This window comes from Ramlibacter sp. GCM10027632 (genome assembly GCF_042675325.1).
Taxonomy (GTDB): domain Bacteria; phylum Pseudomonadota; class Gammaproteobacteria; order Burkholderiales; family Burkholderiaceae_C; genus Ramlibacter.
The window spans coordinates 522,739-534,887 of sequence record NZ_JBHTGW010000002.1 but is presented as its reverse complement, the minus strand read 5'-3'; the positions used below and the strand labels follow the sequence as shown (position 1 = coordinate 534,887).

Genomic DNA, 12,149 nt, shown 5'->3' with positions numbered 1-12,149 from the left:
GCACGCGCACGTTCTCCAGGATCACGTCGCAGGTCTTGGTGCCGCGCTGGCCCATCTTCTTGTCCACCTTGCCCAGGCGCAGGCCCGGCGCGTCGGCCGGCACGATGAAGGCGCTGATGCCGCCCGCGCCCGGCCCGCCGGTGCGGGCCATCAGCGTGAAGGCGCCGGCGCGCGGCGCGTTGGTGATGTAGCGCTTCGTGCCCGTGAGCACGTAGTGGTCGCCGTCGAGTTCGGCGCGGGTCTTGAGCGAGGCGGCGTCGGAGCCGGCGTCGGGCTCGGTCAGCGCGAACGACATGATCAGCTCGCCGCTGGCCACGCGCGGCAGGTAAGCCTGCTTCTGCTCGGGCGTGCCGTCCATGAGGATGCCCTGCGAGCCGATGCCCACGTTGGTGCCGAAGACCGAGCGGAAGGCCAGCGCGGTGCGACCCAGCTCGTAGGCCACCTGGCACTCCTGTGCCATCGACAGGCCGATGCCGCCGTACTCCTCGGGGATCGACAGGCCGAACAGGCCCATCGCCTTCATGTCTTCCACGATGTCGGCGGGCACCTCGTCGTGCTCCTCGACATGGTTCTCGGCGGGAACGAGGCGCTCCTGCACGAAGCGCTGCACGCTGGGCAGCAGGACGGCGAACGATTCGGGATCCAGGGCCATGGGTCTTTCTCTCTGTGTCTTTCTTTCAGCGGTGCTCGAAGGCCGGCTTGCGCTTCTCGAGGAAGGCGCGCATGCCTTCGCGGGCGTCGTGGCTGGCGAAGCGGGCGTACAGCTCGCGCCGCTCGAACAGCACGCCTTCGGCGAGGCTGGACTCCCAGGCGCGGTTGACGCTTTCCTTGATCGCCATCAGCGCCGGCAGCGAGTAGGCCGCCACCTGCGCCGCGAGCGCCATCGTAGCCTCCAGCAGCTGGTCGTCCGGCACCACGCGCGACACCAGGCCGTAGCGGTCGGCCTCCTGCGCGTCGAGCAGGCGGCCCGACAGGCACAGGTCCATCGCCTTGGCCTTGCCGATGGCGCGCGGCAGGCGCTGGGTGCCGCCGGCGCCCGGCAGCAGGGCCAGCTTCACCTCGGGCAGGCCGAAGCGGGCGGACTCGGCGGCGACGATCAGGTCGCAGGCCAGCGCCAGCTCGCAGCCGCCACCCAGGGCGAAGCCGGCCACCGCCGCCAGCACCGGCTTGCGCACCTGGCGCACCGCCTCCCAGTTGCGGGTGATGAAGGACGACTGGTAGACGTCCATGTAGCTCCACTCGGCCATCGCCGCGATGTCCGCGCCGGCGGCGAAGGCCTTGGCATTGCCGGTGAGCACGATGGCCCCCACCCCGTCGTCGGCGTCGAGCGCGCGCAGGGCCTCGCCCAGGGCGTCCATCAGCGCGTCGTTCAGCGCATTGAGCTGCGCCGGCCGGTTCAGGCGCAGCAGAGCCACGCGCCCGTGGCGTTCCTGCAGCAGGAGGGGTTCGTCCATCGTGTCGTCTCCAGCGGGGTGGCGGGTCGCGGCGTCAGTCGACCGAGATCTTCTGTTCCTTGATCAGCGCGGACAGCACGTTGCCCTCGTTGACCAGCAGGCGCTTGAAGTCCGCGGTTTCCACATGGATCGCCTCGCCGCCGAGGTCCGCATAGCGGGCCTTGAGGGTGGCATTGGTGAGGGCCTTGGCGACCTCGCGGTTCACGCGGGCCACCACGTCGGCCGGGGTGCCGTTGGGCGCCCACAGGCCGAACCAGATGTCCAGGTCGGCGCCGGGGATGCCCTGCTCGGCGAGCGTGGGCACCTCGGGGAAGAAGGGCGAGCGCTTGGAACTCACGACCCCCAGGAGCTTGGCCTTGCCGGTGCGGATGTGGGGGAAGGCGATGCCGGGGTCGCAGACGAAGTCGGCCTGGCCGGACAGCACGTCCTGCAGCGCCGGGGCCGCGCCGCGATAGGGCACGTGGGTGACCGGCATGCTGGCCGCCTTCTTGAACAGCTCGCAGGCCAGGTGGGGCGGCGTGCCGGCGCCGGCCGAGGCGTAGGACATCTTGTCCGGGTTGGCCCTGGCCTGCTCCACCAGCTCGCGCGCGTTCTTCGCGGTGGACTGGGGCTTGGCCACCAGGTACATCTGCGTGCGGCCGATGCCGGCCACCGGCGTGAGGTCGCGCGAGGGCAGCAGGGTGGACTTGAACAGGTAGGGGTTGGCCGTCTCGAACGAGGTCGGCGCGATCAGGAAGGTGTGGGCGTCGGTGGCGCGCACCACCTCGGCGGCGGCGATGTTGCCGCTGGCGCCGGGCTTGTTGTCGATCACCACGCTCTGGCCCAGCGACTCGGTGAGCTGCTGCGCCACCAGGCGGGCCATGACGTCGGTGGTGCCGCCGGGCGCGAAGCCGACGACGATGCGGATCGGGCGGGTGGGCCAGCTGGCCTGCGCGAAGGCGGGCACGGCGGCGGCCAGGGCGCCTAGCGCCAGGGTGGCGCCGACCAGGGTGCGGCGCAGGTTGCGGGGTTGGTTCACGGTTGTCTCCTCGTGGGGGGTGGAAGGAATGCGGCCTGGCGCTCTCACGGCGCCATCGCCCGGACCTGCTCGCGCAGCTTGAATTTCTGGATCTTTCCCGAGGGCGTGGAGGGCATGGCCTCCTGCACCACCAGCTTCTCGGGGATGTATTGCATGGCCACCTTCTGCTCCTTCAGGTAGGCCACCATGGCTTCCATCGTGAACGACTGGCCCGGCTTGGTGACGACCACCGCGCAGGCGCGCTCGCCCAGGCGCTCGTCGGGGTAGGCCACGATCGCGGCCTGGGCCACCGCGGGGTGGCGGTACAGGAGCGACTCGATCTCCACCACGGGGATGTTCTCGCCGCCGCGGATGATCACGTCCTTGCTGCGGCCGGTGATGCGGATGTAGCCCTGGGCGTCCATGCGCGCCAGGTCGCCGGTGTCGAACCAGCCCTCGGCGTCGATGTTGTTCCACTGCGGCCGCTTGAGGTAGCCGCCGAAATTGGAGCAGGCGCGCACCAGCAGCCGGCCGGGCTCGCCGGCGGGCAGCGTGCGGCCGTCCACATCCACCACCTTCAGCTCGACGCCGGGCAGGGCCACGCCGTCGGTGGTGAAGGCGCGCTGGTCGTCGTCGGTGAGGTGGATCAGGGTGACGGCGCCGTTCTCGGTCATGCCCCAGGCCGAGACGATCTTGGTGCCCAGCACCGCGCGGGCCTGTTCCACCAGCGGGCCGGGGATGGGCGCGCCGGCGCACAGGAAGGTCTTGAGCGTGGGCACCGGCAGCTTCTCCTCGGCCACCGTGCGCGTGAGGTCGGTGAGGAACGGCGTGGAGGCCATGGTGAAGCTGGCGCCCTCTTCCCGGATCACCTGCACCGCGCGCTTGGGGTCCCAGACGTCCATCAGCACCGCGCTGGCGCGCAGCATGATGGGCATCATCAGGCCGTACATGAAACCGGTCTGGTGAGCCATGGGCGAGGCCATGAGGACCACGTCGTCCCGGCCCAGGGCCAGGCGCTCGGCGTAGGGAATGATGTTGGCCATCGTGGTGTTGGCCGAGTGCATCACGCCCTTGGGCTCGCCGGTGGTGCCGGAGGTGTAGATCAACTGCGTGATGTCGTCGCCCCCGGGGCGGTTGCCGTCGAGGACCTGGGCGGCGTCGGCAGCCTCCTCCCACTTCGGGCCGGACAGCAGCTTCTCGAAGCTGTTGTCGCCCTGGCCGTCGACGATCACCAGGTGCTGCAGGTGCGGCAGCGTGGGCTTGAGGCCCTCCACCATCTTCTCGAAGTCGAAGCCGCGGAAGCTGCGCGGGGCGATCATCACCTTGGCCTCGCCGTGCTGCAGCATGAAGCCCAGCTCGCGCTCGCGGAAGATGTGCATCAGCGGGTTCATCACCGCGCCGATGCGGATGCAGGCCAGGTAGGTCAGGGTGAACTGCCACCAGTTCGGCAGCTGGCAGGCCACGATGTCGTTGCGACGCACGCCCAGACGGTGCAGGCCCACCGCGATGCGGTCGGCCATGCGCGCCATCTCGCGGTAGGTCATGCGGGTGACGGCGCCGCCCTCGCTGCGGTAGGCGGTCAGGCCCACCTTGTCCGGGCATTCCTGCAGGCAGGCCTGCAGGTCGTCGTTGATGGTGCGGTCACGCCAGTGGCCCTGGGCGACCATGGCGGCGCGGCGCGGGGGGATCAGGACGGCATCGAATTCCACGCTTGTCTCCTTGGTTCTGGTTCGCTGTCTCGGTGGACGTGAAGTGTCAGGCCGGCACGGCGCTGCGCCCGGCCCGGGTGCGCGCGACGATGGTCTTCATGATCTGGGCCGTGCCGTCGCCGATCTGGAAGCCCAGCACGTCGCGCAGGCGCTGCTCCATCACGCCGCGGTCGTAGCCGCCGTGGCCGAAGCACAGCAGGCACTGGTGGATCACGTCGTAGGCGAGCTTGGGGCCCCACCACTTGCACATGGCGGCCTCGGCGGTGTGCGGCAGGCCCTTGTCCTTGAGCCACAGCGTCTGCAGGCACAGCAGGCGCGCGCCCTCGACCTGGGTGTCGTAGTCGGCCAGCGGGTGCGAGACGCCCTGGAAGGCCGACAGCGGCTTGCCGAAGGCCTCGCGCTGGGCCACGTACTCCCAGGTTTCCTCCAGCGCCACGCGGGCCACGGCCAGCACCTGCAGGCCGATCAGCGCGCGCGAGAAGTCGAAGCCCTGCATCACCTGCACGAAGCCCTTGCCCTCGTCGCCGAGGCGGTGGCTGGCCGGCACGCGCACGTTCTCGAAGAACAGGGAGCCGCGGCCGATGGCGCGCTGGCCATGGCAGTCGAAGCGGTTGCGGGTGAGGCCGGGCGCATCGGCCGGCACCAGGAAGGCGCTCACGCCATGGGCGCCGGCGTCCACCGGGCCGGTGCGGCCGAAGACGACGACGGCGTCGGCCTGGTCGGCGGCGGAGATCGAGGTCTTCTCGCCGTTGATCACGTACTCGTCGCCCACGCGCTCCACCCGCAGGCGCAGGTTGGCGGCGTCGGAGCCGCCGCGCGGCTCGGTGAGGGCGATGGCGAGCAGCGCCTTGCCCTGCGTCAGGCGCTCCAGCCAGGGGCGCACCACCTCGGGCCGGCCGTGCTCGGCGAGGATCTGCCCGTTCAGGGAAGCGAGCAGGTTGATGTACGAGAGGCTCAGGTCGGCGCGGGCGATCTCCTCGTGGATCACGCCGGCGGCGAGGCGGCCCAGGCCCTGGCCGCCGAATTCCTCCGGCAGCTCGGGGGCGATGAAGCCCATCTCGCCCATTTCCGCCATCAGGCGGCGATCGAGCACGCGGGTCTGGTCACGCTCCAGGAAGCCGGGAGCGACGCGCTCGCGGGCGAAGCGCCGCGCGTGGTCCGACAGCGCCTGCAGGTCTTCGTCGATGTAGGGATTCATGCGGCCGGCTCCGTGCTCACTTGGCGTACTTGCGGAAGTCGGGCTTGCGCTTTTCCTTCAGCGCGTTCACGCCCTCGCGGGATTCGTCGGTGTCGTAGTACAGCTTGAGCGCGTACATGCCCATGCCGGCGATGCCGGACTGGTGGGCGGTGTCCATGTTGAAGCTGCGCTTGGCGATGGCGATGGCGGTGGGGCTGCGCTCGCAGATGGTCTCGGCCCACTCCTGCACCGTGGCGTCGAGCTGCTCGTGCGGCACGCAGATATTGGCCAGGCCCATGGCCACGGCTTCTTCGCCGGAGTAGCGCTTGTTCAGGTACCAGATCTCGCGGGCCTTCTTCTCGCCGACCACGCGGGCCAGGAAGGCGGTGCCGTAGCCGGGGTCCACCGACCCCATCTTCGGGCCGACCTGGCCGAAGATGGCCTTGTCGGAGCAGATGGTGAGGTCGCAGATGGTGCACAGCACGTTGCCGCCGCCGATGGCGAAGCCCTGGACGCGGGCGATGACGGGCTTGGGCACGTCGCGGATGGCGGTGTGCAGCTCCTCCATCGGCAGGCCGATGGTGCCGCGGCCGTCGTAGTTGCCGTCGTGCGCGGACTGGTCGCCGCCGGTGCAGAAGGCCCGGTCGCCGGCGCCGGCCAGCACGATGCAGCCGACGTTGCGGTCATAGCCGGCCTTGTTCAGGGCCTTGATGATCTCGTCGCAGGTGGTGCCGCGGAAGGCGTTCATCTTGTCCGGGCGGTTGATGGTGATCCACGCCACGCCGTTGCGGACTTCGTACAGGATGTCTTCGAATTGCATCTGGCTCTCTCGGGGTTCGGGTTGCGGCGGGCTCAGCCCGCCATGGTCAGGCCGCCGGACACGCTCAGCACCTGGCCGGTGATGAAGGACGCGTCGTCGCTGCCCAGGAAGGCGATGGCGCCGGCCAGGTCCTCGGGCTTGCCCAGGCGGCCCAGCGGGATGGCCTTGGTGAAGGCCTCGATCAGCTTCTCGGGGTTGCCCGCGCCCTCGACCACGCCGGCGAGCAGCGCGGTGTCGGTGGGGCCGGGGCAGACCACGTTGACGGTGATGCCGTGGCGGGCATGCTCGCGCGCCAGGGTCTTGGACAGGGCCACCAGCCCGCCCTTGCAGGCAGCGTAGACGGCCTCGCCGGAGGAGCCCACGCGGGCGGCGTCCGAGGCCACGTTGACGATGCGGCCGGACTTGCGCTCGGCCATCCCCGGCAGCACGGCGTGGTGCATGTGCAGCGCGCCGGTGAGGTTGATGGCGATCAGCTTGTCCCACTCGGCGGGCACGGTCTTGGTGAAGGGCTTGAAGACGTCCCAGCCGGCGTTGTTCACCAGCACGTCGATCGGGCCCAGCTGCGCCTCGGCGCCCGCCACCGCCGCCTCGACCTCGGCGCGGTTCGTGATGTCGCACTTGAAGGCAGCCGCCTGGCCGCCGGTGGTGGCGATGCGGTCGACGACCTTGCGGGCCGCATCCAGGTTCATGTCGAACACCGCCACCTTGGCGCCCTCGGCCGCGAACCGGACGCAGGTCGCCCCGCCGATGCCGCCGCCGCCGCCCGTGACGATCACGGTCTTGCCGATCAATTTGCTCATGGAACGCTCCATTTCCCAGAAGGTTGGTATGCTCGCCACAACCCTTGGAGGACCACCGAGTTATGACAATGTGTTGTCGTATTCTAGGCGGCAGATTTTTCCGGGCGCAAGCCCGAAACCCGGACAAGCATGATGGTTTCCCCTAATGACACGGAGAAGGCTGCGCGATTCGAGCTGGCCAATCGGCTGTTCTTCCGGCTCTATCAATGTACCAACCTATTGCATAAAACCGGCAGCCGCGCGGTGGCCGCGGAAGGCCTCACCACGCAGCAGTGGGCGGTGCTGGGCGCGCTGTCGCGGACCGAGGCCGATGGCGGCATGGGCATCGGCGAGCTGGCCCGTTACCTGATGGTGAGCCGGCAGAACCTGGCGGGGGTGTTGAACCGCATGGAGCGCGACGGCCGCATCGAGATGAAGCAGGACGGCCGCGACCGCCGCTCCCGCCTGGTGGTGATGACGAAGGCCGGCCGCAAGGTCTGGCTGCAGGACGCGCAGCCCAAGATCCACGATTACTACGCCGACGCGCTCGAGGGCTTTTCGCTGGGCGACATCACCCACGCCCTGCACTACCTGATGAAGCTGCTGGAGAACATGGAGCGCATCGACCAGGAGGCCCCAGGAGAATCGGTCGACGAGTAAAAAAAAACGGGGCCCGAGGGCCCCGTTTTCATTGGCAGCAACCGCCGCTCACCAGCTGACTTCGCGGTCCGGCGTCGCGCCGATGCGGTGGATGGTGAGGTCGGCGCCCTCGTACTCCTCCTCCTGCGACAGCCGCAGTCCCATGGTGGCGCGCAGCACGCCGTAGACCGCCAGGCCCGCGGCCAGGGCCCAGGCCACGGCCACCAGCGTGCCCAGCGCCTGCGCGCCCAGGCCCACGCCGCCGATGCCGCCCAGCGCCTTCTGGCCGAAGATGCCGCAGGCGATGCCGCCCCAGGCGCCGCACAGGCCATGCAGGGGCCACACGCCCAGCACGTCGTCGATCTTCCACTTGTTCTGCGTGAGGGTGAACATCCACACGAAGATGGCGCCGGCCACGCCGCCCACCACCAGCGCGCCGGCGGGGTGCATCAGGTCGGAGCCGGCGCACACGGCCACCAGGCCGGCCAGCGGGCCGTTGTAGGCGAAGCCGGGGTCGTTGCGGCCCATGAGGACGGCCACCAGGGTGCCGCCCACCATCGCCATCAGCGAGTTGACCGCCACCAGGCCGGAGATCTTGTCGATGGTCTGCGCGCTCATGACGTTGAAGCCGAACCAGCCCACCGCCAGGATCCAGGCGCCCAGCGCCAGGAAGGGGATGCTGGAGGGCGGGTGCGCGCTCATCGCGCCGTCCTTGCGGTAACGGTTGCTGCGCGGGCCGAGCCACAGCACGGCGGCCAGGCCGATCCAGCCGCCCACCGCGTGCACCACCACGCTGCCGGCGAAGTCATGGAACTCGAAGCCGGTGACGGACTTCACCCAGTCCTGGAAGCCGAACTTGTTGGCCCACACCGCCCCCTCGAACAGCGGGTACGCCAGACCCACCAGCACGGCGGTGGCGATCAGCTGCGGGTAGAAGCGGGCGCGCTCGGCGATGCCGCCGGAGACGATGGCGGGAATCGCCGCGGCGAACGTGAGCAGGAAAAAGAACTTCACCAGCTCGTAGCCGTTCTTGGCGGACAGCGCTTCGGCGCCGGTGAAGAAGCTGGTGCCGTAGGCCACGGTGTAGCCGACGAAGAAGTAGGCGACGGTCGACACCGCGAAGTCCACCAGGATCTTCACCAGCGCGTTCACCTGGTTCTTCTTGCGCACGGTGCCCAGCTCCAGGAACGCGAAGCCGGCGTGCATGGCGAGCACCATGATGGCGCCCAGCAGAATGAACAGGGCGTCCGTGCCCTGCTTGACCTGATCCATTGTCTCCTCCAGAAAACAGAAAAGCGCCCCCTCACTGGTGCGCGGCGCACCACATCAGCAAGATTGATGCCCGATTTGGTGCGCGAGGCGCCGCGCATTCCGCACCGAATTGAGGCAATGGCGCCGCACCGGGCGGCCGAGTTGGTGCATCGAGGCCCTCGCGGCGCGCCGCGATGGTGCGACCTCTGCTTCGGCCGCGCCTGCGCCAGCTCGGCGCGGGCGCCGACACGACGGTGCCGCCCCCCGGTCCAGGCTGCGACGGTCCAACCCCAGGAGCCGCCATGCACCCCCGCCCGCCGACGCCACCGAAGCCCCCGACGACCCCGCGTCCCCTGCCGACCCGCCGCGCCCTGCTCGCCCCGCTCGCCCTGGTGCCCGTGGGCGCGCTGCTCGCCGCCTGCGGCGGTGGCGGCGGCAATGCGCCGCCGGCCACAGCGCCCTCCCCGGCCAGCCCCGCGAAGGACCTGGCCACCGCCGCGGCCACGCCGGGCGCCCTGGAGCCCGGCCCGCTGGAGGTGCTGGACGCAGCCGCCTGCGGCGAGCGCGTGGTGCGCGCCGTCGGCGGGCTGGCCGGCGGCGGCCATGCGGTGGTGTGGGCCGCCCGCGACTGCCCCCACCCGGACACCCCACCGGACGCCGACCCGCCGCCCCCCTGGACCCTCTGGCTGCAGGCCCTGGACGCCGAGGGCCGCCGCCTGGCCGGCCCCGTCCGCCTGGCCCTGGACTTCCCCGTGGCCAGCGCCCTGGACATCGCCGCCGCGGTGCTGCCCGAGGGCCGGGTGGTGGCGGGCTTCCTGGCGCTGGACCCGGTCCAGCCACCCGACCCGGCCACGGCGACCTACGCCATCTACAGCCTCGCCTTCCGGCTGGACGGCAGCCTGCTCGCCAGCCCGCGCCTGGTCGACCAGCTGCGCACCACCCGCTTCTACCCGCGGTCCGACCAGCTCGCCGGCCCGCTGGTGGCGGCGGCCGGGCCGGACGGCGCGGTCCTCCTAGGGTGGCGCTTCGCCCCGGGCAGCTACTTCGGCCGGCAGCCGGCCTGGCGCATCCTGCGCCTGGCGGCCGACGCCGAGCCCCTGGGATGGATCCAGCACCTGCCCCGCGGCGAGGTGCCGCAGGCGGACCTGCCGCGCGCCCTGCGGCTCACGCCGCTGGACGAGGGCGGCTGGATCGCCAGCGCGCACCGCCGCGACGACGACGGCCGCCTGTACGCCGACCTCACGCAGATCGAGGTGCCGCGCCCGCTGGGCCTGCCGCTGCGCGGCACCCTGCCCGTGGGCTCCTTCGTGCTGGACCTGGTGCGCCGGGGCGGCGTGCTGTTCGCCGGCACGCGGGGCGAAGCGGCGCAGAACGTGGTGGACCCGTACAGCCAGCGCTTCGACGCCCTGGGCCTGGGGCAGGCGCCGCGGCCGCTGCTGGCCATCCCCGACCTCGCGGTAGCCCTGCGCGGCGGCGACTACGTGACCCTGTGGGCCGCCGAGCCCGGGCTGCTGCTCGGGCAGCGCTACAACCCCGCCGGCGAGCCGGTGGACGAGCCCTTCACCGTGACCGCGCCGCCCGACACGCTGGGCACGCGCCTGGCGGGCGGCGGCCTCGCCCTGGCCTGGGTGGCGCAGGAGGCCGGCGCGGTGCGCGTGCTGACGCAGCGCCGGGTCCCGCCGGCGACCTGAGCGCTCACGACGCCCATGCCACACTGCGGGCATGCACGCCCGCCCCCTGTCCGCCGACCTGCCGCCCGAAGCCCTTGCCGTCCTCGCCGGCGCCCGCGCCCATGAGACCCTGTTCGAGGGCCGCCGCACGGTGTGGCATGCCTGGGGCCCGGCCGGCGGCGAGCCGGTGGTGCTGCTGCACGGCGGCAGCGGCAGCTGGGCGCACTGGGTGCGCAACATCGAGGCCCTGGCGGCGGCCGGCCGCGAGGCCTGGATCCCGGACCTGCCCGGTTTCGGCGACTCCGACCTGCCCGCCACCGGCGGCGACTCCGACGCGCTCGCGCCGCCGGTGGCCGCCGGCATCCGGCAGCTGCTGCAGGGTCGCGCCTTCGACCTGGTGGCCTTCTCCATGGGCGGCCTGGTCGCCGGCCTGGTGGCCGAGACCGCGCCGCCCGGCCTGCGCCGGCTGGTGGTGGTGGGCACGCCCCTGCTGCCGCCCGGCCCCAGCCCGGTGCGCCTGCTCGAATGGCGGCACCTGCAGGACGACGCCGAGCGCGCCCGCATCCACCGCCACAACCTCGGGGCGCTGATGCTGCACGCGCCCGAGGCCATCACCCCGCTGGCCGAGGGCATCCACGGCGCCAACCTGGCGCGCGACCGCCTGCGCAAGCGCCGCCTGGCCCAGAGCGGCGCGCTGGCCGGCGTGCTGCAGCGGGTGCGCTGCCCGGTCCACATGATCTACGGCCGCGAGGACGCCCTGTTCCGCGCCCGCCTCCCCGAGCTGGAGGCCACCTTCGCCGCCGTGCCCACCCTGGCCTCGCAGTGCTTCCTCGAGGGCGCCGGGCACTGGGTGCAGTTCGAGGCGCCGGCCGCGTTCGACCAGGCCCTGGCCCGGGCCCTCGCCGACCCGGCGGGCCTGCGGTGACGGCGCCGTGATCCTGCGCATCCTGCACCTCGACGCGCACCAGGTCGCCATCGACAAGCCCGCCGGCCTGCTGGTGCACCGCACCAGCCTGGACGCCCAGGAGGACCGCAACGCGCTGGACCTGCTGCAGGCGCAGCTCGGCGAGCGCCTGTGGCCGGCGCACCGCCTGGACAAGGCCACCAGCGGCGTGCTGCTTTTCGCCCGCAGCGCCGAGGCGGCGCGCGAGCTGGGGCTGGCCTTCCAGGAGGGCCGGGTGGTGAAGCGCTACTTCGCCCTGGTGCGCGGCTGGCCGCCCGAGGCCGGCACCATCGACCACCCGCTGGCCCGCGACCACGAGAAGCCCTCGGCGGGGCAGCCGCACCTGGAGGCGGTGACCCAGTACCGGCGGCTGGCGTGCTTCGACTGGCCCTTCAGCGTCGACCCCCGCCACCCCACCAGCCGCTATGCGCTGGTGGAGGCGCAGCCCCTGACCGGTCGGCAGCACCAGATCCGCCGCCACTTCAAGCACATCGCCCACCCCCTGGTGGGCGACAGCACCCACGGCAAGGGCGCCCACAACCGCGCGGTGGCGCAGTGGCTGGGGACGGCGCGCCTGTGGCTGCATGCCCACCACCTGGCCCTGCCCGGGGCCGGCGGAATGCTGGCGATCGAGGCGCCCTGCGGGCCCGAGTGGGCGCCGCTGCTGGACCCGCGGGGATAATCCGGCCGCATTCCCACCGACACCTGCA

General features: G+C 71.7%; 12 protein-coding genes. 4 read left to right on the top strand and 8 right to left on the bottom strand.

Annotated features, from left to right (window positions below; genetic code table 11):
• The 7 genes from ACFQZY_RS06015 to badH all read right to left on the bottom strand — a co-directional run.
• Positions 1-652, bottom strand: a 652-nt coding sequence (locus ACFQZY_RS06015) for an acyl-CoA dehydrogenase family protein (protein WP_377413868.1), incomplete at its 3' end; no start/stop codon positions are given.
• A 25-nt stretch (positions 653-677) separates the two neighbouring features.
• Positions 678-1,454, bottom strand: coding sequence for an enoyl-CoA hydratase (locus ACFQZY_RS06010; protein ID WP_377413866.1), 777 nt, complete (start codon positions 1,452-1,454; stop codon positions 678-680).
• Between the two features lie 34 nt (positions 1,455-1,488).
• The gene (locus tag ACFQZY_RS06005) at positions 1,489-2,472 is read right to left on the bottom strand and encodes a tripartite tricarboxylate transporter substrate binding protein (protein WP_377413864.1); all 984 of its coding nucleotides are present in this window, start codon (positions 2,470-2,472) and stop codon (positions 1,489-1,491) included.
• A gap of 44 nt (positions 2,473-2,516) precedes the next feature.
• The gene (aliA, locus tag ACFQZY_RS06000; RefSeq protein ID WP_377413862.1) at positions 2,517-4,160 is read right to left on the bottom strand and encodes a cyclohexanecarboxylate-CoA ligase; all 1,644 of its coding nucleotides are present in this window, start codon (positions 4,158-4,160) and stop codon (positions 2,517-2,519) included.
• A gap of 46 nt (positions 4,161-4,206) precedes the next feature.
• Positions 4,207-5,358 (bottom strand): cyclohexanecarboxyl-CoA dehydrogenase, encoded by a 1,152-nt coding sequence (gene aliB, locus ACFQZY_RS05995; RefSeq protein WP_377413860.1) that lies wholly within the window; start codon positions 5,356-5,358, stop codon positions 4,207-4,209.
• A 16-nt stretch (positions 5,359-5,374) separates the two neighbouring features.
• Entirely contained in the window at positions 5,375-6,157 is a 783-nt protein-coding gene (gene badI, locus ACFQZY_RS05990) for a 2-ketocyclohexanecarboxyl-CoA hydrolase (protein ID WP_377413858.1), read from the bottom strand.
• 32 nt (positions 6,158-6,189) lie between these two features.
• Positions 6,190-6,957, bottom strand: a complete 768-nt coding sequence (gene badH, locus ACFQZY_RS05985; RefSeq protein ID WP_377413856.1) for a 2-hydroxycyclohexanecarboxyl-CoA dehydrogenase — start codon at positions 6,955-6,957, stop codon at positions 6,190-6,192.
• Positions 6,958-7,089: 132 nt separating this feature from the next.
• Between badH and ACFQZY_RS05980 the strand changes: the two genes are divergently transcribed.
• Entirely contained in the window at positions 7,090-7,596 is a 507-nt protein-coding gene (locus tag ACFQZY_RS05980; RefSeq protein ID WP_377413901.1) for a MarR family winged helix-turn-helix transcriptional regulator, read from the top strand.
• A gap of 48 nt (positions 7,597-7,644) precedes the next feature.
• Here the strand turns inward: ACFQZY_RS05980 and ACFQZY_RS05975 are convergent, their stop codons facing one another.
• Complete coding sequence (locus ACFQZY_RS05975; protein WP_377413852.1) at positions 7,645-8,847, bottom strand: ammonium transporter; 1,203 nt, start codon at positions 8,845-8,847, stop codon at positions 7,645-7,647.
• Between the two features lie 281 nt (positions 8,848-9,128).
• Here ACFQZY_RS05975 and ACFQZY_RS05970 point away from each other — a divergent pair, with 281 nt between their 5' ends.
• The 3 genes from ACFQZY_RS05970 to ACFQZY_RS05960 are packed head-to-tail and all read left to right on the top strand — an operon-like array spanning position 9,129 to position 12,121.
• Complete coding sequence (locus tag ACFQZY_RS05970) at positions 9,129-10,517, top strand: hypothetical protein (protein WP_377413850.1); 1,389 nt, start codon at positions 9,129-9,131, stop codon at positions 10,515-10,517.
• 31 nt (positions 10,518-10,548) lie between these two features.
• Positions 10,549-11,421 carry an alpha/beta fold hydrolase gene (locus ACFQZY_RS05965; protein WP_377413848.1) on the top strand — a complete coding sequence of 291 codons (873 nt, stop codon included), beginning with the start codon at positions 10,549-10,551 and terminating at the stop codon, positions 11,419-11,421.
• Between the two features lie 7 nt (positions 11,422-11,428).
• Positions 11,429-12,121 carry a pseudouridine synthase gene (locus ACFQZY_RS05960; protein ID WP_377413845.1) on the top strand — a complete coding sequence of 231 codons (693 nt, stop codon included), beginning with the start codon at positions 11,429-11,431 and terminating at the stop codon, positions 12,119-12,121.
• Positions 12,122-12,149: the final 28 nt, after the last annotated feature.

Coding starts and splice junctions, on each gene's coding strand:
- badI (WP_377413858.1), bottom strand. CDS start 6,157: ATGCAATTCGAAGACATCCTGTACGAAGTCCGCAACGGCGTGGCGTGG.
- ACFQZY_RS05980 (WP_377413901.1), top strand. CDS start 7,090: ATGGTTTCCCCTAATGACACGGAGAAGGCTGCGCGATTCGAGCTGGCC.
- ACFQZY_RS06010 (WP_377413866.1), bottom strand. CDS start 1,454: ATGGACGAACCCCTCCTGCTGCAGGAACGCCACGGGCGCGTGGCTCTG.
- ACFQZY_RS05975 (WP_377413852.1), bottom strand. CDS start 8,847: ATGGATCAGGTCAAGCAGGGCACGGACGCCCTGTTCATTCTGCTGGGC.
- badH (WP_377413856.1), bottom strand. CDS start 6,957: ATGAGCAAATTGATCGGCAAGACCGTGATCGTCACGGGCGGCGGCGGC.
- ACFQZY_RS05970 (WP_377413850.1), top strand. CDS start 9,129: ATGCACCCCCGCCCGCCGACGCCACCGAAGCCCCCGACGACCCCGCGT.
- aliB (WP_377413860.1), bottom strand. CDS start 5,358: ATGAATCCCTACATCGACGAAGACCTGCAGGCGCTGTCGGACCACGCG.
- ACFQZY_RS05965 (WP_377413848.1), top strand. CDS start 10,549: ATGCACGCCCGCCCCCTGTCCGCCGACCTGCCGCCCGAAGCCCTTGCC.